This window comes from Mobiluncus sp., assembly GCF_034180645.1.
In the GTDB taxonomy this organism is placed as follows: Bacteria; Actinomycetota; Actinomycetes; order Actinomycetales; family Actinomycetaceae; genus Mobiluncus.
In genome coordinates this window covers 13567-38293 of sequence record NZ_JAXFNY010000018.1, presented here as the reverse complement: position 1 = coordinate 38293, position 24727 = coordinate 13567, and the positions used below count along the sequence as shown (strand labels likewise).

The following is a 24727-nucleotide window of genomic DNA, read 5'->3' as shown; positions in this document are numbered from 1 at the left end:
GTAAAATGAACCATGAAATGGAAACACGCCCTAAACGCGTTCTCCATCACCCTCGCCGACCGCATGCCAGACGCGAAGGAATACTAGAAATAAAACCGCCACTTACACACTAAATGAGATAGTCCCGACGGGCAAAACCCCCATCAGATAGAAGCACGCTCCTATCAGATAGAACCGTCCTCCCCCGTCCGTTCCGCTAGTCTCGTGGTTAGTAGGCATTCTGGGTTGCCCAGCGGACACCTCTACTGGCAGAACTCCTACATCGGAAGACAGGGATTTTTGTCTTTCGGGAGTCCAATTTGGGTTTTTGGTATAGCCATTGGTCTAGCCATTTCATGGATAATCTACACCATTGTTGGTCATTCTTGGACGTACCCGTGTTGGGGGTTTAGGCCGGTTTTTTGGCTATATTGTGGGCGTTTGCCCTGGTCGGGGTATTCGCAATCGCTGCGCGATTGCATGCCCCTTAGCTGGGGTTTTCTGTATTCTCGTCGGGGTATTCGCAATCGCTGCGCGATTGCATGCCCCTTAGCCGAAGCGGCAAATACCTTCCGGTTTTGTTTTGCCGCGGACTGCGTCCGCGGCTACGTTGTGCGGCCCAGCCCGCTTACGCAAGCAAGCTTGCGACGCGGCTGTGTCGCGCAACTAGCCCGCTTCGCGGGCAAAACAAAACCGGCCAAGGTGCTTACCTTGACCGGAGTCGGGGTGGCGGGATTTGAACCCGCGGCCTCTTCGTCCCGAACGGTTCTTTTTGGTGTTGTATAGTGTGTTTGGCTTGTTTTATTTGGGTGTTTATTGCAGGGATTTGTGTGTATTGCGTTGTGGGGGTACGCGGGGGGTACGCGTTTTGTTGTGGGTTAGGTTGGTAGTGGTGATTGTGTTGGTGTGTTTTCTTGTGGTGTGGGTGACTGTTTTGCGTGGGTTTTAACTTGCGAGTGGGTGTGGTTTTTGGGGTTGGAGGGAATATCTACCGATATCCAGGGAAATGGAATGGATATCCAGGGAAGTATGACGGATATCCAGGGGGTCGAATCGGATATCCAAGGGCTGGAAAGGATATCCAGGTAGTTTTGGTGGATATCCAAGGATAGCGGAATGGATATACAGGGGCGTTGACGGATATCCAAGGGTTATTTACGGGTATCCAGGAAAATGACACGGATATCCAGGGGAATCGTTTGGATATCTAAGAGGGGTGGAATGGATAAGAGGGCGAATCGTCACGGGTTTGTAAGGCCGGATATGGAGACATTACACAGGGAGCACTTAGATGAGTGCCCGCGCTGAAAGAAAGCAGCGCCAAATTAACGATGATTCAGGAGGTTAATCATGAATGATTATCCAAATAAAAAGACTATCGATGGTTCCCGTCGGGAGGCCCGCGGAGCGGGGCCGACCGGCGGGGAAGTCCCCTTTAGTGTTACAGGGGACTTCCGTGCCAGTGCCACAGAGACCGCTGACACACCAGCACCCGGAACATCGGTTGTCGTGTCGGCTGCTGGGACGGGTGCTGTGGTTAAGGACAGTTGCTGCTGGGATGCGGATGCTGTGGAGGCTGTAATAAAGCAAGCCCAGTCCGACCTTGCGGAGTTTGAGCAAGGTAAGAAGGATGATGCGCCACCAGTTTCTGGTGGGAACGACAGTCCTTCGCCTGAGCCCAAGGAGAAAACGCGAGAGTGGATGTTGACGCTAAGTGCGGAGCAGTATTCATTCCCGCAAATCCTAGAAGCACTTGGCAAATATGATGCCTTGATTGGGCAACTCGAAATTGGGGAAGAAAGGGGGTACCCGCATTGGCAGATGTTCTTGCAGCATCGCTCGCCAATTGCCTTCAACACATTAAAGACTCTGCTTCCAACAGCTCATATCGAGCCAAGGAGGGATAGTGTAAGGGCTTGCGTGAACTACGTCACAAAGACCGAGACACGCGCTCCTGGGACTAAACCGTTTTCTTGGGGTGAAATTAACTTCAAGGAAAGCCAGGGTAAACGCAGCGATTTGGTGTCGCTCAAGGAACTCATAGACTCTGGGTTGACTGTCCGGCAGGTTATTAAGGAGTGTCCTCAGGCTGCTCGGTACAAGACTGCGTTAGCGGAGTTCGAAGCTATACATGCCGAGGATAGCGCTAAGATGGTTGTTGACCGGGTAGTGAATTACCTGTGGGGCAAGCCTGGTGTGGGTAAGACCCGACTGATGTACGAAAAGTACAAGCCAGAAGAAATGTTCCGCGTTACTGACCAAACCCATCCTTTTGATAACTATAATGGGCAAAAGGTTCTAGTATGGGACGAGTTCGATAGTGCGAAAGTACCGCTGGACTTGATTCTCAACATCACGGATATTTATCCCATGGAGCTACCCGCGAGGTACGCGAACAAGTTTGCTAACTTCACAGAAGTGTGGATTATTAGCAACAAGCGTCTGCGGGAACAGTATTCCTACTTGTTCCGCTCGAACGATCCGAGGTGGGAAGCATTCGAGCGCAGGTTTACACACATCTATAAGATGACCGAAAAAGGTAAGCTACTCGAACAACCGCGTCTAAGGAGCAAGTCTAAGAACGATAACGCTGTTATCGAAACTTCTACAGAAACTACCTCTCCGGCGGAGATTGAGAAATCACAGGTTGTGGATAAATTACACGATAAAGACAATAACCACAATTCTAATTCTGACGAGTAGTGCGTTAGAGAATAACTGAATAAAATGCCCCTTCCCTATCTCTCAGGATAGGGAAGGGGCATTCGGAAGCCATACTTGTTATTTACCGAGCGTAGGTACGACCATAAATAGACACAATACCTTCGCAACTTACTATTACAACCGACCGAGCATTACAAGCAGCACCCACGCAATACAGGTTGATAGCTGAACTGGTGTAGGAATTGGCTGGGATAGTACCCTCAGAATTCATCTGAATAATCGGGCTACCCTTGATATTAGCCTGAGTGAGTAGAGTATCTATCGGAGTAGCTGTAAGATATACGTCCCCAGTAGGTTGCTTACCCCCAAACACCGCGTCATTTACAGAAACCGTATCTTGAGGAACGGAACCCGTAATCTTAACCTCTGGAAACTTGGTAGCATTCTTAGAAGCAGCAACCACTTCCGATAAAGGACTCGTCTGAGACCACTGAGGGTCTTTAGAATCTACGATAATCTTGGGGGCATCTTGATACAACCCAACATTAACACTAGCGGAAACGTCCGACCTATCTACCAAATAAACCTTGGTATAGCCAGGGTGAAACCGTTGAGCAATGGTAAAAGAATCACCGCCCAAATGGTTCACGTGAACCGCATCATTCTCATCAGCTACCGCAGCAGATACCCCTGCCATAGATAGCAATGAGAAACCTAGTGCAACGGACGCTGCACTTCTCAAATAACTCATAGTTATCTCCTTACTCGTTTGACTGTGATGGACAAACAAGTGAAAAAGAAAATAAAACTCCCCTATCAACCTGAATAGGGAGATAGGGGAGTAATACGGTATGAAATTTTAGTGGTAAACGGTCACTCTAGAGTTTTCAAAAGAACCACAAGAAACTGTTAATCTGCCATCTCCAATCATAACCCCGTTAGTATCAGGACGGAACCACGGCCCATGTGTAGTAACAGCAGAAGCACCACAAGCAAAAGACTTACCCGAGCGACCAGCTATCTTCACCCAATTCCAGTGTCTGGAAGACACTAAATAACCTTGAGCCATATCCTCAGCAATATCTTTTAGATAAAAGGAACCATTAGTTCTATCTAAACTGAAATCGATCAAAATACCCTCATGAACGCTTGAACCCTTATACGAAGGCATAACCTTTGTTACAATATTCTGAGGTAAATAAGAGAGGTGTTGGATACCTATAACAGCTCCACCACTAGGGCTACGGTAATTGCTAATGTCATTATCGCCTTGCTGGTCGCGAGGCATACCCGAAGCCCACTCCCGATACTGGGCAATAAGCTCAGGATTACGGTCAAGATTCAAACGATACTCAGGTAAACGTTTCTGGATAGCATTCTCCAAAGCTACCTCAAACTCATCAATATGCGCCTGAATGTACAAGGCACGCTGCTGAATAGTCATAGCACCCAAGTCATCTGGAGATGGTGTATTAACTGTATAACGCCAGTTCTTATCAAAAATTACTGACTGTGCCGTCCAATCCTCATTAGCAATGCTACGAGACGCCACAAAACCCTGCGACTGTAATTTATCGACAGCGTCCTCCACCGGTAAATTAGCAGACCAGCCGTATAAACCAGCGATTTGCGCCCAGGAATAAGCCTCAACATACTCGGAAAACACAAACGGCCCAAATGCTCCAGTACCGGCGAAAAGCGGGTTGATTTTGCCTGCCCAAGGTAAGCCGAGACCGCTGGTAGGCTTGGGTTGAGGTTTTAGGGTAAGGACGTTATCGGGTAACGCTCCAGGCCCACCCAGGAAAGTCACGTGGGCGAGGTTCAAAGCGTTGATACGGTTATTGCCATGACCGGAGGGGTGTACTAAAAGAATCGGTGCGTCAGTCAAAGTGCCGCCGACCACAGCGTCAATAAAGTTATCCGAACGCCCCACATACGCCCTTGTGAAACCGTTAGGGAAAGCCCGCTTCGCTAACAGTTCAGCCGTCTCGAAACGGTCTTTACCCTGCACACGTTCCTTAGCAGACACATAATTACAGGCTGCACCGATACAAACCCGTGCCATGTTAGCGGGAAGACCCGCCACGCTAGGAACACGCCCGTCAGGGTAAGCCAAAACGATAGGCGCGTCAGTCAAAGCGCCGGAAGCAACCGCGTCTACCCCATCAGGGGCAGCCACATACAAGTGATACAAGGACTTACCATTAAAAGCCCGTCCGGCTATCAAAGCCGAAGTTTCCTGACGGTCTTTCCCGCCCATAACCCAGGACTTAGCGCCGGAAGTCTGGTAAGCGTTGATAGTAGAAGCGGGGAAGGCTTTGCCCAGGAAAATGATTTCTTTAGGGGAATACCCCTGCAAGGCTTGCAAGGTACGGGGGTTTACCTGACCGAGTGGGGACAACAAGACTGGCCCATCGGTAAGCTGACCAGCTACCAAAGCATCTACAGGCAAGTCACCACGGGCGATGTAAACCGTGTCTTGATGACCCGTGAAAGTACGAGCCGCTATCTGTACCGCCGTATCATAACGGTCGATACCGCCGATACGGTCAGTGGCTGGGGTCGCGTAGGCCATGCTGACACCGGTGGTGGTGAGGGCTAGGCCGGTTAGAGTTGCTATTGTTTTTCGTTTCATGTGTTTGTGCTCCTTTCCTTGGTGCTGGTTTTCCCGTGTTGATAGGGAAAATTGGTTCTATTTTGTCATGGACTTGCGACTGGTGGGGCGGTTTGTTGGGTCTGGTTCTTAGTGTTACCTCTTGGTCACTTATCAGACAGAGACTAGTAGCGGTGTTTTTTGGGTGCGGGGTTTTGTCGTTCCTGTTTCCCGCTCTTTTTCATTACCAAGCAATCGCTTGGTAACAGTTTTTCTCTTGGACTGTTGAGGTTCGGGAGAACTATTCTTCCGTGGTTACGGAAGAGGAAGGGGTGAGCATTATGTCTCTCACCAAGATAGAAATTAACGGTAACGGGTCTGTGTTATTCCTGGAGTCTGGTAGTGCTAGGGGACGTAAGGAGTATGTTGATGGAGAGCCTACCGGGAGGTTAGAAAAGGATTCTGCAGGGCGGGAGTTGTATTGGACTAACGCTGCGGTGGAGTTCAATGGTCAAGACCTTGGTTCTGTCAGGGTTGTGTGTCCTGATGAGGAAGTGTTGAACCTTGGTATGGGTGAGAAAAGGTTTTACCGTGAGGGCCGTTTGAGGGTATCAGCGGCTCGTGAGTTCGGGTTGTCCGCGACTTTGTTTGTTAGCGAGTTCCTTGCTGATACTGATTTGTCGTTGTTTGACGATGATGAGAGCGGGAGCCTGAAATGAGCGAGTTCGTTAGCTGGATAGTTTGTGAGGCTAGGCATAGCTGGCAGATTACCGCCCTGTTAGGGTTGTGTGTCGTTGCTGGCGCGTTTAGCGTGTTCGGCTGGCTGGGTCTACTCGTGTCTATCACGGGGCTAGGGCTGGTAGCTGGATGGCTTTTCTCTTTTCCGGCTGCTCGTGAGGGTCTTGCTCGGGCGGATTTGTTGATAGAAGCGGATAAGAATGTGTATCGAGTCGCTTTGATTGCGCAAGTGTTCGAGTCTTGTTTGCGTTCTTGTCTGGATTTATCGCCTTACGAGCCTGTGCCACGGTGGGAACAGCGTGTGTTACCGGAAGGTTTTTCTGCGTTGGTAGTGCTTACTCCTAGCCAGATTAAAACCGTGTTGGATAACTTACCTGCCGCGTTACAATCGCGTCTGGCTGGTCGGGTGTGTTTGTCTAGGGTGGAAGTTGTTCCTGACAGTGTGCCGGGAATGGCTATGGTCAAGGTATTCCTTGATGACCCGTTAGCTGGGACTAGGGGGGTGAGCCTCCATGAGTGAGATTCCTTTATTGCTAGGTCGTGACCCTGACGGTAAGGACGTAAGGGCTGATTTAGCGGATGCTTATCACTGGTTGATTACCGGACGGACTCGTTCCGGGAAATCAGTAGCGCTGTACACGATTCTGGGTCAGCTCGCTGGTCGGGATGATGTCATAGTGGCGGGGGTTGACCCTTCCGGGATAGTGTTCAACGCGTTGGGTCAACAACTCGGCGGGAACTCGTGGAGGGTTCAGACCCTTCGTGAGGCTTCTCGCTGTTTGACGGTATTAACCGACCTGGTAGAAATGATGGACGCGAGGATTGATGATTTACTGGCTCTAGGGCTAGACAAATTTGATGATTTCTCGTTCTCTCGCCCACTGGTGTTAGTAGTGTTCGAGGAATATCCAGGAATGTTGGAAGCCTTGAAAGGCTACGACCAGGCTAGCGGGGCAAAACCTGTAGACCGGGTGAGCGGGAAATGTCAAAGCGCTATCCTGCGTTTAGCGTTGGAAGGAGCGAAAGTCGGTTTCCGTCTCGTGGTGTGTTCCCAACGTGGGGACGCGTCTATCCTGACCGGGATTCTGCGTTCCCAACTAGCAGTGAAACTCACGTTCGCTCAGGACATAGACGGGGTGAATATGCTCCATCCTGGTTTAGACCCGGCACTAGCCGGCATGGTTTGCGGGTTCGAGCCCGGTCAAGGACTCATCGAGACCCCGAACCAGGGACTAACCATGTTCAAAGGCGATTTCCTGTCCTATACAGGGCTGAGAAGAATAGCGAGGAACACTAATGGTGTCTGATAGCCTTCCAGCCTTGCTCACTGAGAGAGAGGCCGCGCAATTCCTGCGGGTTCATCCCTCTACCCTGTGCCGGTGGGCGAAAACCAGTAACCCGCCTATCAAGCCCGTGTTCTTGACCCCGAAAATCCGCCGGTACCGCCGGTGTGATTTAGAACAATACGCCGGAATCCGGGCATAACTCAATAACCCCTGCAAGCAACCCCCGGCTCTGGGAAGGGTCGGGGGTTGCTAAACAGGAACAGGTTCATCATCATTCTTTTCAACCAGCAAACATAACCAAGGAGAGCAAACATGGCAGTAGTGAAAACCCCTTCCGGGCGTTGGCGTGGAAAAGTCAAGCAAGGCCGCCTCACCCTGAAAACCAAAACCTTCAATACCCGCCGTGAAGCCGCCGCCTGGGTCGAACGCCAAAAAGCCATCCTCGACGGCGGTGTAGACCTCAAAGCTGGTAAACAAACCCTGGGATACTACCTCCCCGAATATCTTGAACAACGCCGCTATCAAGTAGCGCAAACCACCTATAACACCGACGTCATCAACGCCAACAAGATTACGCCGTGGCTTAAAGGTCGTTCCATCAGCGAAATCTCGCCCCTGGAAATCGAGCAATCCTTTATCGCCCTTACCAAAACCGGCCTGAAATGGACCTCCGTGAAACGCTACCGGGACTCGCTAAGAGCCGTATTCGCCTGGGCAATGCGACAAGGACTCGTGAAAACCAACCCCGTATCCACCGCGCAACTCCCCCGCCGCACAGACCCGCCCCACGAAATGCGCCCCTGGAGCATCGAAGAAGTAAACGAACGCTACGAAATCTGGCACCAACTCAACCCCACCAACGCCAAAATAGCCAAATTCCTCGCCCTGACCGGGCTGCGCTGGTCAGAAGCCCGTGCTCTAAGAGTCGGAGATGTCTCCTATGTCCCCTACCCCGCCGTAACCGTCCAACGCGCTCAACCCGAGGGGGTAGACCTCAAAACCACCAAATCAAACAAAACCCGCCTTGTGCCCCTCGCCAACGAACTCATCCCCTGGATAAAGACCCTCCAACAAGACAAGAAACCCGCAGACACACTCCTCCCACCCATGCACCGCCACCGCTTCGTTGACTCCCTCGACTGGTACAACACCGCCCAAGGCCGCACCATCCACGACCTACGTCACACCGCCATCTGTATCTGGCTCGCGGCTGGAATAGACCTCGCCACCGTACGCGCCTGGGCCGGACACGCAGACCTCACCACCACATCACGCTACACCCACTGGCTCGGCACCAAAGCCGACCAAACTTCCCTAGCCACCCTCAACCAAGCCATAAAAAACACCACCAGCCCCAGCCCCGTCACCAGCATCAACGCAGTAAACGGGGGTACGCACGGGGTACGCGAAATATGAAACACAACCATGTAACACAAAATCAAACAGGCTACCACCTGCGAAAACAAACAGTCGGGGTGGCGGGATTTGAACCCGCGGCCTCTTCGTCCCGAACGAAGCACGCTACCAAGCTGCGCCACACCCCGTGCGTTTTACAACCCCTCAATTATACAGATGAACCGAAATATCAGAAATCGCAGCCGGTCCGAAATCCGCGTCGCGCCATGAGTCCCACCCAAAACTGCCATGCACTGGCAAGCATCGCGCAGGTGGCGCAGTCGCCCCTAGAGCCAGGGGTTCGCGGCTTTCGATACAATCGACTCGTGAATATCCTCGTCGTTTGTACCGGCAATATCTGCCGCTCCCCGATGGCTGAAATCGTCCTGCGCGAAACCGCCCAGAGAGAGGGGCTTGACCTGCGCGTATCCTCAGCAGGAACCTCGGATGAAGAGCACGGCCACGGTCTGGATCGGCGTGCGGCACAGGTCCTTCGCGAAGCCGGATATAACCTGCCCGCCAGCCACTTCGCCCACCGCGCCACCACCGCGGAACTACGCGAGGCCGATCTGGTGCTGGCTATGACCACAGGTCACGCCCGCATTCTCCAGCGCATGATGGCAACAGCTGGGGTCAGTGCCGACAAACTGCACCTGTGGCGGGAGTTCGACGGCACCGTGCCTTTCGGCTCCATCAGCGATTATCTGCAATCGTCACCAGGGTATTCCGACCTGTATTCTTCCGGAGGTCACGCGGACGTGCCCGACCCCTGGTATGGAAACCAGGACGGATTCTATCGCACTTTGGCGGTCGTGGAGTCCGGTGTTCAGGGTCTGTTGTGCTGGCACAAGGCCGGAGGCGCAGAAGCCCGGTAAGGTTAGGCTTGCCGGTCTCACGCTGTTACGGAAACGCTCTCTTGGGTTGAGGGTTTCACCCTCAACCCAATGCGTCTTTCTGTTTGGAGTTCGACCGGCGCAATGTCCACTGGACATTGCTTTTATGCCGGTCTCACACTGTGACGGAAACGCATTGAGCTAACGGCGTATGCCGTTAGCTCAATGCGTTTCCGCAATTTGCACAAAACTTTGGTTTCGGGTCGGGGAGTTTTGCCCCGCAGTTCGAGCAAAAGCCGCCGGTGCCCCCAGCCGGGGCCGCCGGCTGCGGTTTACCGCAGTTAGAACAGAACTTACCGGTGTTTTGCGCCCCGCAATCGCAAGCCCACGCCGCGCCGGCCGCACCGGCAGCGCCCGCCGCCCCTGCCTGCTGAGCCTGCTGCTGCATCTGTGCCTGGTTCGAAGCCGAAGCCGCCCCCATGAAACCGCCGCCGGCCTGCATTCCCAAGCCAACACCCATCATGGCCATACCCGCTCCGGCCGGATTCGACCCGGCGTTCTCGATACCGCGCGCCACGGAGCCTTGCACAAATCCCTCGCGAATCGTGGGATCTTGGAGCATCGCGCCCTGATTGCGCATATCAATCATCTTGCGCGACTGTTCGTCGTAAGAAATCGAAGCAATACCAACGGCCTGAACCTCGATACCGCGTTGTTGCAGCCACTCGGCGTCCAAAGCGTCGCGCATATACTTCGACAGCTCGCTCATCTTAGAGGTGACCTGGGAAATGCGGATTCCGTCCACGCTCATCTGGTTGATGGAAACCTGCAGCGCCTCCAGGAACTCGTTTTGGTACTGTTCCTTGATGTCGTCTATGTGTACGCGCGTGGCATCACGCGGAATCGCCTCGGCATAGAACTTCAGCGGGTCGACGATACGAATGGAATAGGTGCCGTGCGCGCGCAGGAACAGCTCGGCGTTATAGAAGTTGTCAAAGTATTGCACCGCATTAGGGGTGCCGAACTTGATGCCCTTAATCTCTTGCAGATTGACGTAAAAGGCCTGTTGTGCCCCGGAGGGAGTGCCGCCGAACTTGAAACGATTCCACGTCTCTTTCAGCGCATCGCCCAAGCTCCCGGTAAACAGCGACGGCGCCGAACCGGAATTAAATGTGTACGCGCCCGGCTCGGTGGAGAAGTCCACAATCTTGCCCGAATCAGTAACCAGCAACGCCTGGCGGTCGTAAACCAGCAGCTTAGAGCCGTCCGTAATGATGTCCTCGGAGCCGCGCTTGTTAGACCCGCGCCCGCCTTGGCGCATCTGGGCGCCCTTGGTAAAGACGATGCCTTCCCCCATGTCTTGAGCGGCGATGGCGTCCACCCACTGATCCGCTAAAGTTCCGCCGATAGCGCCTGCTGCCGCCTGAATCAAGCCCATGTTTTCCTCCTAATGTTGGTGTTTTCAACAGTCCACTCGGGTCGCCTCGCTGACTACCCGGCTGATTCGTCTCTAGCTTTCACTAAAAATCTAGACGATTTAACACCCAAAAGGGTGAAAACCCAGCTGGTTTCGTGTCGAACGGGCATTACTCACGAGGGCGTGAGCGGTCACAAGGGCGGCGCGCGCGGGTTTTCACCCATTTGGGTGTTCGTTTTGGGTGGCGGCGCTGTAAATATAGGGGTACAAATCCCCGCAGAGGGGATCAAACCAAGGAGGAAATCATGGGTTTATTTGATGCGAAAGAATGCGCACTATGCTCTCAAAAGGCCGGAATGCTTACTAAGCAAAAGCTGCAAGACGGCTTCCTGTGCGGGGATTGCAAGAAGAAACTGTCCGACCTGTCTTCAGGGTGGAAACAACGCACTGTCGCGGATGTGAACGAACACCTGGCGTTGCGTGAAGCAAACAAGGAACGTTCCGCCCAGTTCCAAGTTACCCGCTCAATCGGAACCGGGGGCTGTATGGAACTTGATGATACCCACGGCTGGTTCCGGTTTAAGATTGGGCGCGATTACAAGCAGGGCAATGCCCAAATATTTGCTTTCAATGAATTGGGCAATTTTTATGCGGAAATTCACTACGATTCCATAGCTGATGATGAGGATGGGGATGGTGTGCCAGACCAATTTGATCGTGATTCCTCGGGCTCACACCGAAACAGCATGGGAATGATGGGCGCTATGGGCGGCGAACTAAACTCCCAATCAGCCAATATGTTCGTCAACGGTTCGGGAATGGCTCAGTATTTCCGTTCCATCGGCAATCAAATCAACGATGCGGGAATGCCTTCCGAAGTCACGGATATCACCATGGTGGTGGGCACCACGAACCGGTTCTGGCCCGAAGTGCGGTTGCGCGGTTCGTTCTTTGGGGTGGGTAACGATATGCAAAAGTTGCAGGAAGCTCAACAGACCATTCAGGCCCTCGCCCAGCTCCGCGCCGGTGCTGGCGGCATGGGGGCTCCGATGGGTCAGCCGGGTATAGCGGGCACAATGCCGATGCAGCCCGGTATGCAGCCGGGCATGATGGGTCAGCCGGGTATGGCTCCTATGGCGGGCGGCATGATGGCCGGAGGCATGGGTATGCCACAACCCGGTATGCCCCAGCAGGGTATGGCGCAGCCGGGTATGCAGCCCGGTATGCCTGGCGCTATGCCGATGCCCCAGCCCCAGATGGGGGCAGTTCCCCCGCAGGGCATGGGTGCCCAGATGGGTGGGGTGCCAGCTCAGGGCGCACACCCGACAAACTGCCCCGCCTGTAATGCCCCGGTAGACGGGCAATTCTGCGGCAGTTGTGGCACCAAAGTATATTGAAAACCCCAAACTGGGCGCTAGCCCATCGAAATTCCAGATGCGCAGCGAACCTATGGAGTGAGGTTCGTGCAAACGGGGGCCTCCGCGAGGAGGCCCCCGCTGGTTTTTCCCCGGCAAACCCCGGGCCAGACCCTCCCCTTTGCATAGCGGTGAATGTGGTTGCCGCAACTCCCGGCTTTGCTGGGGTTTTGTTTTGGCATAAGTGTGGGTGGTGAGGTTGCCAGAGCGGCTCTCCTCATGTAGCCGGACACGCCTAAATAGGGCGAGTACTCAGCTTTTTACTCAGCCTTTACTCATAGACAATCGGCGTTAGTATGAATCCTGTGAGACATTCAGCATTTATTCATAAATAATTTCGCCTTTTCTATATCTATTAGCTGGATTAACTCAGATTAGATATTATTTGTCACCTGAAATGTTTTCTCCATAGAGAGTATGTTAGGACAATTTCACTTTGTCTAAATGCCGACTTTTTCGCGCTATTTCAATGTTTCACACCAATGATTTAAATTTTCTCAAAAGACGTATTCTAGTGATGCACAGCGCAACTTTGTCTATGGCTACGTGACCGATACGAAGGGCTCCGTCATGCCGGCGTACTCTGCGTTCACCGACAACGCGTGGAACGCCCCGAACGAGTTTGCCGCCGCGATTCCAACAGCTTCGCCGGCCTTCAACCTCACTCACTGGTACAACACCCACTTCGCGGTCACACCGTACTACAACGTGGGTATCAACCTGGACAAGTATGTGGCGAATAAGGTCGGAGAAACCGTGACCGCTTTCGCCACCGGTAAGTCCGTCCACCCTGGCGGCTCCAAAGTCGTGTGGACTGATCCCGCCGGTACAGTAGTTAAGTCTTGTGACCCGGTGGAACCCGGTTCCGGCAGTTGTGCCATGGAAGTTCCTGCTGGTGCGGTTGACGGCACCGCCTACACCGCGTCGCTGTACTTGGGCGACACGTTGATGGCGATGGACTCTTTTGAATTCGTAGAGCCCGAAAAGGTCGCGCCGAGCTTCACCGCAGAAGCGCCGGAAGTTACGGGCGTCATTAATGAGCTCATTGCGGAAAAGGTCGTTCCTCTCAATAACCCTGATGGTTTCGAAGTCGCTTGTGCCGGTACGGGCTTAGCCAAGGGGCTGCAAATTTTCTATAACGCAGACAAGGGTGGTTGTGTCATCTCGGGCGTGCCTGAGGAACTGAAAGATGTCGACAGCACCTATACCGTCAGCGCCACGTGGCTTGATAAGGCCGGTAAAGATACCACCGTCACTGCCGAGGGCAAGATTAACATCACCAAACCCGGTGATGACGATGAAGACGGTGTCAACAACCACGATGACAAGTGCCCTAACACCCCGAAAGGTGCGGCAGTAGACGCTGATGGGTGCGCTATTGCGCCTACCATCAACGATCCGCAGGGCAAGGGATTCGCGGTAACCAGTATTAAAGGTCAACCCATCACGCCAGTGATTATTCCCGTGAATAATGCCGGCAATCTGACCATCACCAGCTGTGAAGCGGATACCTACACCGGTGGGGACACCCTTCCGACTGAAACCACAAAGACCAGCGAACCCGCTAGTGCCGGCAAAGAACCTGCGGGCAATACTGCGCCCAGCGAGCCTGCCGAATCTAGTGAGGAATCAAGCACAGAGACGACCCAGAGCGCACCCGAACCTGCCCCGGCGGCAGAACCGGTGACTCCGGCGTCCGGTCAAGGTGTGGGCGTGTTCGCTGAACCTAAGGAAAGCACGGTTGCTGGACTGCCGAAAGGCTTAAAGGTGGAATGGGATCAGGATAAAAGCGCCTGCGTTATCTCCGGAACCACTGATGTGGCGCTGGACACCCCCATCAATGCCACCGTCCATGTCAAGTACAACGCGGACAAGCGCGCTGACGCGACCCTAAGCACTTCTGAAGAAGAACTTGAGGTCGACGGGACCGTGTTTATTCACGACCCGGGCCTGGACGACGACGACAACGATGGTGTGTTGAACAAGGACGATGCCTGCGCGAATACCCCTACGGACACTGCGGTGGACGAAAAGGGTTGTGCCAAGGCTCCGGTGGTCACCAAGGTTCCGCTGATTGAGGGGACGGTCAACCAGGAAATTTCTCCGATTACTGTTCCGGTGGCCAACGACGGCAATAACACCATTGTCTCGTGTGAGGCTACCGGTCTGGTGGCTGGTCTGACGATTGCTTGGGACGAAACTGCCAAGGCGTGCGTGATTTCCGGCACTCCGACCGAACCGACCGCGGGAACCGACCCGGTGGAAGTCAATGTCAGCCTGAAGTATGACTCCCCGGATAACAAGGCGTCTGAACCGAAAGACAGCGCCTCAACCTCCGGTCAACAAATTGTCAAGTATGGAGATGCGGACGGCGATGGCACCCCTGACGATGTGGACAAATGTACGGGAACTCCTACCGGAGCCAAAGTCAACCCCGCTACGGGTTGTACCGTCGCTCCCGAAGTCGGTTCTTTCCCGAAGGTAGTTGGCACTGTGGGTGAAGAAATCGTCCCGGTCAAGGTTCCGGTGGCTAACCCCGGTCAGGCAACCGATTTGGTTTGCCACGCCACGGGCTTGGCGGCAGGGCTAAAGATTGATTACGTGGCGTCAGAACACGCCTGCGTCATCTCCGGCACTCCCACCGAGCCGACCGAAAAGGTGGATTACACCGTGACCGTAACCTATGACCCGCAGGACGACGGCAAGAAAGAGCCGGCGACCGTGGAGGGCAAGGGTAGCGCGACCATCAAGCCGGCACCGCGACCGGGCGGATTTGGCGGAAGCATCGGTTTCATCGAGCCAGGTGACCGACTGCCTGACCCTGACAACCCTGTGGTTGCCGGAGTCACGGAAAAGCCCAAGGCGGGTGTTGCCCAGCCCGGTAAGTCCCCGGTGGCGGGTGTGAATGAAGCGCCGCGCACGATTGCTCCGCTGACGGTGACGAGTCAGCCGCGTCTGCCGCAGGCTCTGGCACGTACCGGTGCGATTGCAATCCCGGTGTTCCTTGGGGTGGCGCTGGTGATGATTGCCGGTGGTTTGATGTTCGTTCGTCAAAGCCGTCGCGAGGAAAAGAAACACTGAGTATTCTCAGGGCTGATTCGGGTTTTCCCTCTCAGGTGTTTGCTGCGGAGGAAACCCCCGACCCCCTGGTTTGACCAGGAGTATTAACTGAATATGTCCCCGGTTCGCCGCGAGTGCGGCGGGCCGGGGACTTTGATTTTTAGGGTGCGGTTGCGGGTGCGGCTCGGGGAGGTCTCCCAGGTTTGTCCGACGTTTCTCTTTTCGGGGTCACAAGCGCGGTGGTGGGGTTTACTGGTGCACAAGCCCTTTGCGGGGGCAGGGCCGGGACTCTCAGAGGATTTTCAGGTTAGAAGCGAAATTTCCAGTATTTTTACAGGTTTGTATATACAAATAAAGCCGTTATACCACGGGTTAAATCTTGTTCATCAGGGCAAACGCGGGATAGGGTAATACTTGATAAATCCTGTTTGTATTCTGAGTAACAGCTGGAGTAATATCGTATCAAGGAAAACAGTTTCCGAGTATATGTTTCTATAGGAAGGTAAGGATACGTGCGTAAGACTAATTTGACGAAAGCCGCACTCGCCTACGTCGGGGCTGCTTCTTTGGTTTTCTCGACGCTGGTTGCGGGAACAGCAGGCGCACATGCCACTGGGCCAGCGACTGCAGGGGCGATTGAGGCCACGACCTCAGTTAAATCTCACCATTCAATTTCGGGTTTTGTGTTTCAGCAGCTGGGTGGAGATCTCTTGCAGGCGTCTAATTCTGAAAAAGGCTACGGCGTTCCCTTGTCTGGTGTTCGTGTTTATGCGCAGTGGACCGAAGAGGACGGCTCCACCTCCCCGATTTATACGACGACCTCAGTAACTGACGGTTCTTTCGCGATTGCAATGAAGCAGTTCGTGAAGGATAACGGTGAGTTGGCAAAATTTGATGCCGACCCAAACTTGCCCGAAGGTGAGAAGTGGCGAGTGTGGACGGTTAACCCCGACACTAGCAAGTATCAGCTTTTGTGGTCCTGGAACCATTCTCAAGTAGGACCAAAAGGCATTGTCATGGACACTGCAGGTGGTGCAGCCAACCTAGTCGATTCCGATCAGGTAACGGGACTGCGTTTCGTTTACTCGGAAAAGGTGGACTCCGCTCTGATGCATCTTTCCGAAGCCAGTGACAATGGTCAGGCACAAAATGCTGGCTATGTTAAAGGTCGTGTGTACTGGAACCTTTTTGAGCTGCCGGGTGGACTGAACTGGAGAACCGTAACTAATTTCAACCCAAAAAAGGACAAAGCTGTTGAGGGTGTAACAGTGACTGGTTCCTATTTGAAGGACTCTGCTGTCCAACGCATCATGACTGAGTACAAAACGATTGCCGGTAAGGCCCCTCGGGCGGGTGGTATCGGTTTCTGGACACAAAAAGATGAAGCCTCAATGCAGGCATGGATTAAAGACCAGATCGCCAAGGAAGGCGTGGATAACTGGATTGCGGAAACTGCAACCACGAAAACGGATGCGAATGGTGAGTATGTTCTGCAATTCAAGGGAACTTGGGGTAGCAGTGTTGCGGAAATGGAAAAATGCCGCCTTGCTGACAAAAAATTGTGTGGCACTCTCGCGGCCGATGCGAAAACAGGCTCGTGGCTCAAGGCAAACAAGCATTCAAAGCACATTAATGACGATTGGATGTTCATCTCTATAGAAAACCATCCGGGCATTGCCCAAACTAGCCCTTTCTATAACAATGCTTTCAAAGGTTATGTAGATTCTCTGACCAGTGCGGGTTGGCCAGTGACTAAGCTGGTGAGCATTCTCAATGACGTAAATTTCGCGCTTTACCCCGAATACGTAGTTTTTGACGTAAACCCTTACAACACAACCGATAACTTGGCAAAGCGTGGAGATACGGCCGACACAACCACCACCGGATTACCGAAGGCATGGAACAACTCCACGACGTACCAAATCGAGTGGAGTGCGGAGGGTAAGGTCGTACCCGGTGGCAGTTGCGAGAAGCAGCGTCCCAACGCTATGGGTGATTTGAAATCCTGTCCTTTGACAGTTCCCGCCAACTTGGAGCATAAGACCACCTATACCGCAAAGCTCTATGCTTTTGCCGCTGATGGCACCCGTATCGATACCCCGCTGGCAATGGATGCTTTCACGGCGGTTCCTGAGACGAAGGATGCCGACGGAGACGGTGTGCCCGACAACAAGGACAAGTGCGCCGATACCCCGCCTGGGTCTGTTGTGGACGAGGATGGCTGCACCTTGGCGCAGCGCTACAAGCCGAACTACACCGACACTCAGGCTAAAGTCGGCCAGGCCGCTACCTCCGAGCCTCCCACGTTTGACGACGTGACAACCTCGCAGGTGGAGCACAAGCCGTACAACGGACTGGGCAAGGACGGCAAGGCTTCCGCAACGAACTTCGCCCCTGAGAAGGGCACGGCCGCCAAGAACGGTGCCATCACCTTCACTCCCACTGAGGAAGGCATAACTGGAGTGTCGGTCACCGTCACCTACAGCGATAAGAGCAGTGAGAAAACCACCGCGCCCTTCATCGCTACCGATGGCGATGGGGACGGCGACGGTGTACCGGACAGCAAAGACAAGTGCCCGAACACCCCGAATGGATACCTGGGCAAGGTGACCGAAGACGGTTGTGCCATCCCCACTGTGAGCGACTTCGCAGTGCGCGGCACTGTGGGCAAGGTCATCAACCCTGTTCAGATTGCCATCGTTGACCCGGACAATATTGTTACGGACTGCACCTCGACGGATTTGCCCCTGGGCTTGACCGCCAAGTGGGAAAACAATAAGTGCGTGGTCAGCACCGACACTGTTCCCGACAGTGCTTTCAGCCAGGACGACCTGAAGGTTGATGTTGCGTACAAGGGCGGTTCCGCCACCAGCAATGGCAGCGTCGTTATCTCTAACAAACCCGATAGCGATGGAGACGGCGTGCCCGATCCCGAGGATCCGAACAATCCCGGAAACGGTGAGGACCACTGCCAGGGCACCCCGAAGGGCGCTCAGGTTGATCCCAACGGTTGCTCCGTAGCCCCGACTGTGGGTGCGGCCCCGACCATCAACGGCACGGTAAACGAGCCCATCACCGAAGTTGTGGTGCCGGTTACCAACCCCGGCAAGGCCAATATCACCTGCGAATCCAAGGATTTGCCGGCGGGCTTGACCATTGCCTATGACGAAGCGAAGGGTGGGTGCGTGATTTCAGACACCCCGACCGTGAAGGTTCCGGCTGGCACCACCTACACCGTGACCGTCAAATACATCCCGCAGGATGAAAACAATCCTGGTGGTTCGATTGATGCGACAGGTAATGTCACCATCAAGGGCAAGGATTCTGATGGAGACGGCGTGGACGATCCAATCGACCCGAACAATCCCGGAAACGGTGAGGACCACTGCCAGGGCACCCCGAAGGGCGCTCAGGTTGATTCCAACGGTTGCTCCGTAGCCCCGACCGTCGGGACTGTCCCGGACGTGGATGGAACGAAAGGCCAGCTCATCACCCCGATAGAGGTGCCGGTGGACAATCCCGGCAAGACCACCAACCTGGTGTGCCACGCGGAGGGTCTGGCTGCTGGTTTGACCATCAAGTTGAACGAGGACGGCAAGGCTTGCGTCATCTCGGGAACCCCGACTGAGGCCAAGACCGGAGAAGTGAAGGTCACCCTAACCTACACCGATCCGACAGATCCGAACACGCCGAAGACCTCTGATCCCAGCACTGGCAACCAGTACATCAAGGACAACGTCCCCACTGTGGGTAATGTCCCGGATGTGGTTGGAGAAACCGGGAAACCGATTGCTCCCGTCGAAGTGCCGGTGGACAATCCCGGCAAGACCACCAACCTGGTGTGCCACGCGGAGGGTCTGGCTGCTGGTTTGACCATCAAGTTGAACGAGGACGGCAAGGCTTGCGTCATCTCGGGAACCCCGACTGAGTCCAAGACCGGCGAGGTCACGGTCACCGTAACTTACACCGATCCGACTGACCCGGATAATCCGAAGACGACGAAACCTTCGACCGGCAAGATCACCATCACCACGCCCAACAGCGGCGGCAACACCGGCCCGACCGGCCCGACCGGCCCGCAAGGACCGACCGGCCCGACCGGCCCGACTGGCCCCCAGGGTCCCGCTGGCCCTGCTGGTCCTGGTAACACCAATCCGACCCCCCCGGTGGCTGGTGTCCAGGAGTATCCGCAGCCTGCCCCGAACGCAAACGGTGGCAAGCAAGCTCCGCAGCCTCCGGTGGCGGGAGTGACCGGAACACCGTCCCTGGTTCCGGGTACTCCGTCTCAGCCAAAGATGCCTAGCTCCTTGGCTCGCACGGGCGTGAACTCGGTACCCTCCAGCATCGCTTTTGCGGTTCTGCTGTTGGGATTGGGCGCGTGGTTCAGCCTGCGCAGTCGCAAGCTCGACCAGGAGTAATCAGCTGAACATAACTGCATAAACCGAGAGACTGGCTCTCTGCGGTAGAACCATTGGCGGGAACCTCCGGTGAGGTTCCCGCCAATGGTTTTTAATCGCATGACTATCCCCATCAAGCAGGGTCAGCATTTTAGGGTATAAATTCTCGATTATGAGCGTGGAATTTGGCTCGGAGAGCTACGCTTAATCACAAAAGAGGGGGAAACGACCGTGGAAAACAACCAGGGAAACCTTGTGAACGCGACAGAAACACCTCACACGACGGCAACAATCGATGCCCCTATCCGCCAGGCTTACCGCGGAAAACGTCCCGCTTCCACCCCGGTGTGGTTCTTGGGGCAGTCCGTGTTTCAGCGCCCCGACAACTGGCAGGATTTGAGCGGACGCGAACAGGTGGATTATTGTCTGCTTCCTGAAGTTGGGGTCAACACCGCGCTGACCCCGGTGCAGCAATTCGATGTTGACGCCGCCCTGTGTACTTCTGACGTGCTGTTTCCCTTGCGGCTGGTAGGTTTTGACCTGGCGCGCCAGATTGATCCCAGCGGTGAACCCTTGCGGCCGCTGCGTTCTTCTATGGACGTGGATCGAATTCTGGCTCTGCCCGACCCCGATTGGTCGCGTGTCGAGGCCGTCAGCCGGGCGCAGCGCAGCGAACTCGCGTCGGAAAAAGCCCTCATCGCTATTGCTGGAGCGCCTTTCGTACTGTCGTCACTGCTGGTGGAAGGCTCCGCCAGCGCCCCGCAAAACCTGCAGACCCGCATCTTCATGCAGTCCCAGCCGCGCAACTGGGAGCGGCTCATGGGCTGGACTTCGAGTCTGGTGCGGAATTTCCTGGCTGCACAAGTGCAGGGAGGAGCTGAAGTGATTCAGTTGGTCGATCCGTGGGTGCGGACGTTGACCGAGGGGGAGTACTCCTGCCTGGCGGAATCCTACGTGCGCGATATTTTCAACGAGTTTGACGACGACATCACCCGGATTTCCTGCAGCCTCGGCGCTGAACATTTGCTGTCCTCGGTTGCCCCCTATGTTGACGTGCTGGGCGTTGGCGAGGATCTGAACCTCGCGAAGGCGGCCAGCATCGCGCCGGGCAAAGTCTTGCAGGGTAATCTCGACCCGGACCTCATTCTGCTGGGTGGTGATGAAGTGCGGGCCGCGGCTCGCGAAGTGCTGGAATCCGGGTTGAGTGCGCCCGCTCATGTTTTCAACGTGGCGGGTCGGTTGGATCCGGAATCGAACCCCGCCGAGGTTCACCAGCTGGTTGATTTTATTCACGACTACCGGTTTTAACGGTTTGCGGCGGCTCTCGCCAGATTTCCCCTCAGCTTAATTTACGCTGTCTACCTGCATATACGTATCTAAAAAAACAAAGTTGAGTCTATATATATCAAGTTTGGCTGGCACTCTGGGAATAAGAGTGCTAATCTGGTTGTTGTACTGAATGGAACCGGAAAAAACCGGGACCGCAGCTGAAAACTGAAAAACAACCCAAACTGCAAAACTACATGGAGGATACAAATCATGGCTACTTATCGTGACCCGTTTGCTGAAATTGATCGCATGTTCAACACGGCGATGCACTCTCCGGCGACCCCGGCGATGCCCCTGGATCTGTACCGGGAGGGCGACAAGTTCGTTGCCCGCGTGGACCTGCCCGGTGTGGACCCCGCGACTATTGACATCGATGTCGAGGACCGCACCCTGACTATCTCTGCCCAGCGCAAACCCACCGAGGGTGAGGACCTGCACTGGTTGAACCGCGAGCGTCCCGCCGGGACCTTTGCTCGCCAGCTGACCTTGGGATACGGCTTGGCCGTGGATCAGATTGCCGCCTCGTATGAAGGTGGAGTCCTGACCGTGACTATTCCGGTCGCCGAAGAGAACAAGCCGCGCAAGATTCAAGTCGCGGTGGGCGGCGATGCCGACAAGGTCATCGAAAGCTAACGGCGGGCGGACCGCACCACAAACCGGGAAACCCCGGCCCCGCTCTTGTGAATAATAATTCTCCCCGGTCAAAGTGCTTGACCGGGGAGAATGTCGAATTTTTTGAAAGATTCGCTACCGGAAACTAGCCGACAGAAACCGAATCTTTCGTTTCAGCGGAGGTTTCCGGGGTGGTGACCGGGGCATCCAGCGGGGGACGCACGCCACGCGGATCCTTGACAATCAAGTAAACCGCCCAAATCATGCCGCCCAAGGCCACCACAAACAGGCCCAGGTAGGCATCATTGAGCATATCGAGAGGCTCGGGGTTGAACACCTCAACACCGTCTGCGATGTATTCAGAAATCAAGTCCACAATCCACATCAGGGAAGCGCCCCAGTACATCCAGCACAGCAGGTCTACCCGCATCTTGGATTGCGGAGCGTGGGAATACCACCAAGCGGTCGAGGCAATGGCGGCAAATAGAGTAATCAATAGGGTCATGTCTGGCTCCTTACGCTTTCGGGTTCATCTCGGAGACGCCGCGGCGCTCGGTGGCGCGAATGACCGCGAGTCCGACTGCCCATACGACCGTCACCAGCACGGCCATTCCGACTCCGACAGTACTCATCTCGAAGAGCATTTGCCGTGCGTCGGCAGGGTTGGCGGCCGCCGTGAGGAAGGGGAAATACGGCACGATTTCGCCATGCCAGAAGTGTTCAAACATCAACAGTACAGCCCCGCCCCACAGCAGGTTCGTCAGCCAGTTCAGTTTGCGAACCAAAACCAGGGTGCGCTCGGACTTTTCCGAGGCTTCGCCGGTCTCGGCTTTATTAGCGAGATGCTTTTTCACAGCCGTCACCGCAACAGCTTCAGCGGTGGGAACGAGAAAACATGCCATTATGAATCCTTACTTAAGTGCGGATAAAACCTAGCATTTATTCTACACAGGTTCGCCTAACATTGATAAAAACTGACGCTCTCGCGATATGTTACGGAAATCCGAATTCGCCGCGGCCAGCGCCCTGACCCTGTCCAAAAGCTGAAACGCTAGGAAATCATGCCCAGTTCCCGCCAGGTATCCAGAGATTCCTGAGCTTCCAGTGGGGTCAGCAGGTTCATCGCGAACCCGTTTTGAATCAGGACATAATCACCCACGCGTGCTTCGGGAACGTAGGCCATGCAGGCGTCTTGCACTTGACCAGCCACGTCGATGCGTCCCATCGGCATCACGCCGGGAGTAATCGACAAAATCTGGCAGGGCACTCCTACGCACATGACTGGATCCTTTCCACCGGGGGACGCGAATCGGTAGCCGAACCGCTCCCGCTCTCCCTATTCTAGACGTTTTCGACTTTCAGTCCCATCTGGCCGGCAGGGGCAGAACTGATGGGCAGGCAGGGGTCGGCTTCGCGAATGGATTGTTCCCAAGCGCCGGCCTGTTGTGCCTGGTCCAGGGCACTAGCCTGGGTCAGCAGTTGTGCCAGCCAGGGTTCGTTTTGAGCGGTGGGGGTGAGGATGCGTGCCGCTTGAATCGCGCCGTCGGCTCCGATGGTGAAGGTGTGGGCGAGGATGCCGCGCGGCCCGTCTACCAGTCCGGTCCCGCTGCCGGGAGTGAACTGCACGGTGGCCGGATTCACGAGTTCTCCCAGGTCGCGGCCCTCCACGAGTTGAGTGAGCTGCTCGGTCAAGGCTTCGGTGCGTTCCAAGACGTGCAAGGTGATAATGGCACGAGCCCCGGCGGCACCGCGTGCGCCAGCCAGCCACCGTTCTTGTGCTGCCGCCGCCCGCGGGGTGGGCAAAGTACCGATGGAAAGCTGGGCGACCGGCCCGACCCGGTAGCGTCCGTTCTCAGGTCCGTCAGCCCGCAAGTATGGCCGCGGAGCGGGGGAACCGGGAATTTCCTCCGTGACCCGCTCATTCCACAAGGAAAAATCAAACTCGTCTATCGTGCTGGTACCCCGCACCACTCTGACCTTGGTTCCGAACACGTCGGGGGCGCCGTCGGCATCAATGAGCGCCACGTCTGCTCCGGTAAAGTCGCCGGTCCCAGCCAATTCCGGGCGGGGTGCGAGAGCCGAATCGCAGAGACGCTCGGCGGTGTCTCGGGCCGCGGTCAGGTCTGCGGACAGGTCGCACAAGGCCGGGGTAGTGGGCCACACGCTGACCCCGCCGGGTACTGCCGTCGCCGGAAAATGACCCGGAGAACCGGCCGCAACCAGCATCTTTTTCGACACCCGCTTCAGCGCCACCCCGGCGTCACGGTCCTGCATTAAAAACCGCAGCGAATGGGCCTCCACAATCGACCCGTAGTGCAGCAGTCGGCGGGTCAGTTGCGCCGCGGGAGCAATCGGGGGTAAACCGCTCAACATGTCCAGCGCCCGGGTCCCGGCCAAGTGATGCGCCACCGGGCAAATCCCGCACAGATGCTCGGTCATTTTCAGGGCTGCGAGCGCGGTCTGGCCCTCCAACATGGCGTCCACCCGCGGCAAGCCCTGCAGGTCAAAGCGGGCGTGCGGGCGGCCGGAAGAATCGTGGGTGACGACGATGCGTCCCTCCATCGGGTCGATGATTTCGTCAAGATTGATTTTCATGATTCTCCTGAGACAATTGATTTATGCATGAACTTGGGCTGTTAACTTCGGTGGTGGCAGCGGTCGAAATTGCGGCCGCTCAGGCTGATTCCCAGGTTACCCGAGTTGAAAAGGTCGCGCTCGAGGTCGGCACCATGTCCGGGGCGATTCCCGAGGCGCTCTACGGTTCTTGGCCCATCGCCAGGCAGGACAGTATCTGCGCCGAAGCAGAACTGGAAGTCACCAGCATTCCCGCCAGAGTCTACTGTCCGCGTTGCGCCCGGGACGTGCCCATCGACGAGTTTTTCGCCCTAGCCTGCCCGGAATGTGGAATGCCCACCGGTAATCTGACCCACGGGCGTGAGTTCAAAATCGCCTGGGTGCAGTGGGACACCGCGCCGGCGGATGCCAGCCACACCGAGGATTCCTAGTCCG

19 protein-coding genes and 1 tRNA gene are annotated in these 24727 nt (G+C 55.3%); 12 read left to right on the top strand and 8 right to left on the bottom strand.

Going from position 1 to position 24727, the window contains the following annotated elements:
• The first annotated feature begins 1329 nt into the window (after positions 1-1329).
• On the top strand, positions 1330-2682 hold the full coding sequence (locus tag SPI05_RS07715) for an RNA helicase domain-containing protein (protein ID WP_321077549.1): 1353 nt from the start codon (positions 1330-1332) through the stop codon (positions 2680-2682).
• A gap of 82 nt (positions 2683-2764) precedes the next feature.
• Here the strand turns inward: SPI05_RS07715 and SPI05_RS07710 are convergent, their stop codons facing one another.
• Both SPI05_RS07710 and SPI05_RS07705 read right to left on the bottom strand, forming a co-directional pair.
• Positions 2765-3394, bottom strand: coding sequence for a hypothetical protein (locus SPI05_RS07710; protein ID WP_321077548.1), 630 nt, complete (start codon positions 3392-3394; stop codon positions 2765-2767).
• A 108-nt stretch (positions 3395-3502) separates the two neighbouring features.
• Entirely contained in the window at positions 3503-5278 is a 1776-nt protein-coding gene (locus SPI05_RS07705; RefSeq protein ID WP_321077547.1) for a cell wall-binding repeat-containing protein, read from the bottom strand.
• Positions 5279-5568: 290 nt separating this feature from the next.
• Between SPI05_RS07705 and SPI05_RS07700 the strand changes: the two genes are divergently transcribed.
• The 4 genes from SPI05_RS07700 (at position 5569) to SPI05_RS07690 (ending at position 8676) form a co-directional block, all read left to right on the top strand.
• Complete coding sequence (locus SPI05_RS07700; RefSeq protein WP_321077546.1) at positions 5569-5955, top strand: hypothetical protein; 387 nt, start codon at positions 5569-5571, stop codon at positions 5953-5955.
• Between the two features lie 531 nt (positions 5956-6486).
• Positions 6487-7281 carry an FtsK/SpoIIIE domain-containing protein gene (locus tag SPI05_RS07695; protein WP_321077545.1) on the top strand — a complete coding sequence of 265 codons (795 nt, stop codon included), beginning with the start codon at positions 6487-6489 and terminating at the stop codon, positions 7279-7281.
• Positions 7271-7459 carry a helix-turn-helix transcriptional regulator gene (locus SPI05_RS09025; RefSeq protein ID WP_297589902.1) on the top strand — a complete coding sequence of 63 codons (189 nt, stop codon included), beginning with the start codon at positions 7271-7273 and terminating at the stop codon, positions 7457-7459. Before SPI05_RS07695 ends, SPI05_RS09025 begins: the two co-directional genes overlap by 11 nt.
• 113 nt (positions 7460-7572) lie before the next feature.
• Positions 7573-8676 carry a tyrosine-type recombinase/integrase gene (locus tag SPI05_RS07690; RefSeq protein ID WP_321077544.1) on the top strand — a complete coding sequence of 368 codons (1104 nt, stop codon included), beginning with the start codon at positions 7573-7575 and terminating at the stop codon, positions 8674-8676.
• A 54-nt stretch (positions 8677-8730) separates the two neighbouring features.
• Here SPI05_RS07690 and SPI05_RS07685 read toward each other — a convergent pair.
• A tRNA-Pro gene (locus SPI05_RS07685) sits at positions 8731-8804 on the bottom strand.
• A 177-nt stretch (positions 8805-8981) separates the two neighbouring features.
• On the opposite strand from SPI05_RS07685, the gene SPI05_RS07680 reads away from it, so the two are divergent.
• Positions 8982-9530, top strand: coding sequence for a low molecular weight protein-tyrosine-phosphatase (locus SPI05_RS07680; protein ID WP_321077543.1), 549 nt, complete (start codon positions 8982-8984; stop codon positions 9528-9530).
• 175 nt (positions 9531-9705) lie between these two features.
• Here SPI05_RS07680 and SPI05_RS07675 read toward each other — a convergent pair whose 3' ends face one another.
• Positions 9706-10926, bottom strand: a complete 1221-nt coding sequence (locus tag SPI05_RS07675; protein ID WP_321077542.1) for an SPFH domain-containing protein — start codon at positions 10924-10926, stop codon at positions 9706-9708.
• Positions 10927-11210: 284 nt separating this feature from the next.
• Between SPI05_RS07675 and SPI05_RS07670 the strand changes: the two genes are divergently transcribed.
• From SPI05_RS07670 to SPI05_RS07650, 5 genes are all read left to right on the top strand, one after another.
• Complete coding sequence (locus SPI05_RS07670) at positions 11211-12302, top strand: DUF4428 domain-containing protein (protein WP_321077541.1); 1092 nt, start codon at positions 11211-11213, stop codon at positions 12300-12302.
• Positions 12303-12890: 588 nt separating this feature from the next.
• Complete coding sequence (locus tag SPI05_RS07665) at positions 12891-15401, top strand: LPXTG cell wall anchor domain-containing protein (RefSeq protein ID WP_321077540.1); 2511 nt, start codon at positions 12891-12893, stop codon at positions 15399-15401.
• A gap of 491 nt (positions 15402-15892) precedes the next feature.
• The gene (locus SPI05_RS07660) at positions 15893-19798 is read left to right on the top strand and encodes a cell surface protein (RefSeq protein ID WP_321077539.1); all 3906 of its coding nucleotides are present in this window, start codon (positions 15893-15895) and stop codon (positions 19796-19798) included.
• A 210-nt stretch (positions 19799-20008) separates the two neighbouring features.
• The gene (locus SPI05_RS07655; protein WP_321077538.1) at positions 20009-21085 is read left to right on the top strand and encodes a uroporphyrinogen decarboxylase family protein; all 1077 of its coding nucleotides are present in this window, start codon (positions 20009-20011) and stop codon (positions 21083-21085) included.
• Positions 21086-21316: 231 nt separating this feature from the next.
• A complete protein-coding gene (locus tag SPI05_RS07650) occupies positions 21317-21739 on the top strand; it encodes an Hsp20/alpha crystallin family protein (RefSeq protein WP_321077537.1) in 423 nt (140 codons plus the stop codon).
• A gap of 124 nt (positions 21740-21863) precedes the next feature.
• Here SPI05_RS07650 and SPI05_RS07645 read toward each other — a convergent pair whose 3' ends face one another.
• The 4 genes from SPI05_RS07645 to SPI05_RS07630 form a co-directional block, all read right to left on the bottom strand.
• On the bottom strand, positions 21864-22223 hold the full coding sequence (locus tag SPI05_RS07645; protein ID WP_295027889.1) for a hypothetical protein: 360 nt from the start codon (positions 22221-22223) through the stop codon (positions 21864-21866).
• A 10-nt stretch (positions 22224-22233) separates the two neighbouring features.
• Positions 22234-22620: a hypothetical protein gene (locus tag SPI05_RS07640; protein ID WP_321077536.1), complete on the bottom strand. Its 387-nt coding sequence runs from the start codon at positions 22618-22620 to the stop codon at positions 22234-22236.
• Positions 22621-22769: 149 nt separating this feature from the next.
• Entirely contained in the window at positions 22770-22997 is a 228-nt protein-coding gene (locus SPI05_RS07635) for a HypC/HybG/HupF family hydrogenase formation chaperone (protein WP_321077535.1), read from the bottom strand.
• Between the two features lie 62 nt (positions 22998-23059).
• Positions 23060-24313: a nickel-dependent hydrogenase large subunit gene (locus tag SPI05_RS07630; protein WP_321077534.1), complete on the bottom strand. Its 1254-nt coding sequence runs from the start codon at positions 24311-24313 to the stop codon at positions 23060-23062.
• Between the two features lie 23 nt (positions 24314-24336).
• On the opposite strand from SPI05_RS07630, the gene SPI05_RS07625 reads away from it, so the two are divergent.
• Positions 24337-24723 (top strand): hydrogenase maturation nickel metallochaperone HypA, encoded by a 387-nt coding sequence (locus SPI05_RS07625; protein ID WP_321077533.1) that lies wholly within the window; start codon positions 24337-24339, stop codon positions 24721-24723.
• Positions 24724-24727 lie beyond the last annotated feature (4 nt).

What these genes read in the sequence shown, in the direction of transcription:
- SPI05_RS07715 (WP_321077549.1), top strand. Translation starts at nt 1,330, where the DNA reads ATGAATGATTATCCAAATAAAAAGACTATCGATGGTTCCCGTCGGGAG.
- SPI05_RS07710 (WP_321077548.1), bottom strand. Translation starts at nt 3,394, where the DNA reads ATGAGTTATTTGAGAAGTGCAGCGTCCGTTGCACTAGGTTTCTCATTG.
- SPI05_RS07705 (WP_321077547.1), bottom strand. Translation starts at nt 5,278, where the DNA reads ATGAAACGAAAAACAATAGCAACTCTAACCGGCCTAGCCCTCACCACC.
- SPI05_RS07695 (WP_321077545.1), top strand. Translation starts at nt 6,487, where the DNA reads ATGAGTGAGATTCCTTTATTGCTAGGTCGTGACCCTGACGGTAAGGAC.
- SPI05_RS09025 (WP_297589902.1), top strand. Translation starts at nt 7,271, where the DNA reads ATGGTGTCTGATAGCCTTCCAGCCTTGCTCACTGAGAGAGAGGCCGCG.
- SPI05_RS07690 (WP_321077544.1), top strand. Translation starts at nt 7,573, where the DNA reads ATGGCAGTAGTGAAAACCCCTTCCGGGCGTTGGCGTGGAAAAGTCAAG.
- SPI05_RS07675 (WP_321077542.1), bottom strand. Translation starts at nt 10,926, where the DNA reads ATGGGCTTGATTCAGGCGGCAGCAGGCGCTATCGGCGGAACTTTAGCG.
- SPI05_RS07670 (WP_321077541.1), top strand. Translation starts at nt 11,211, where the DNA reads ATGGGTTTATTTGATGCGAAAGAATGCGCACTATGCTCTCAAAAGGCC.
- SPI05_RS07665 (WP_321077540.1), top strand. Translation starts at nt 12,891, where the DNA reads ATGCCGGCGTACTCTGCGTTCACCGACAACGCGTGGAACGCCCCGAAC.
- SPI05_RS07650 (WP_321077537.1), top strand. Translation starts at nt 21,317, where the DNA reads ATGGCTACTTATCGTGACCCGTTTGCTGAAATTGATCGCATGTTCAAC.
- SPI05_RS07645 (WP_295027889.1), bottom strand. Translation starts at nt 22,223, where the DNA reads ATGACCCTATTGATTACTCTATTTGCCGCCATTGCCTCGACCGCTTGG.
- SPI05_RS07640 (WP_321077536.1), bottom strand. Translation starts at nt 22,620, where the DNA reads ATGGCATGTTTTCTCGTTCCCACCGCTGAAGCTGTTGCGGTGACGGCT.
- SPI05_RS07635 (WP_321077535.1), bottom strand. Translation starts at nt 22,997, where the DNA reads ATGTGCGTAGGAGTGCCCTGCCAGATTTTGTCGATTACTCCCGGCGTG.
- SPI05_RS07630 (WP_321077534.1), bottom strand. Translation starts at nt 24,313, where the DNA reads ATGAAAATCAATCTTGACGAAATCATCGACCCGATGGAGGGACGCATC.
- SPI05_RS07625 (WP_321077533.1), top strand. Translation starts at nt 24,337, where the DNA reads ATGCATGAACTTGGGCTGTTAACTTCGGTGGTGGCAGCGGTCGAAATT.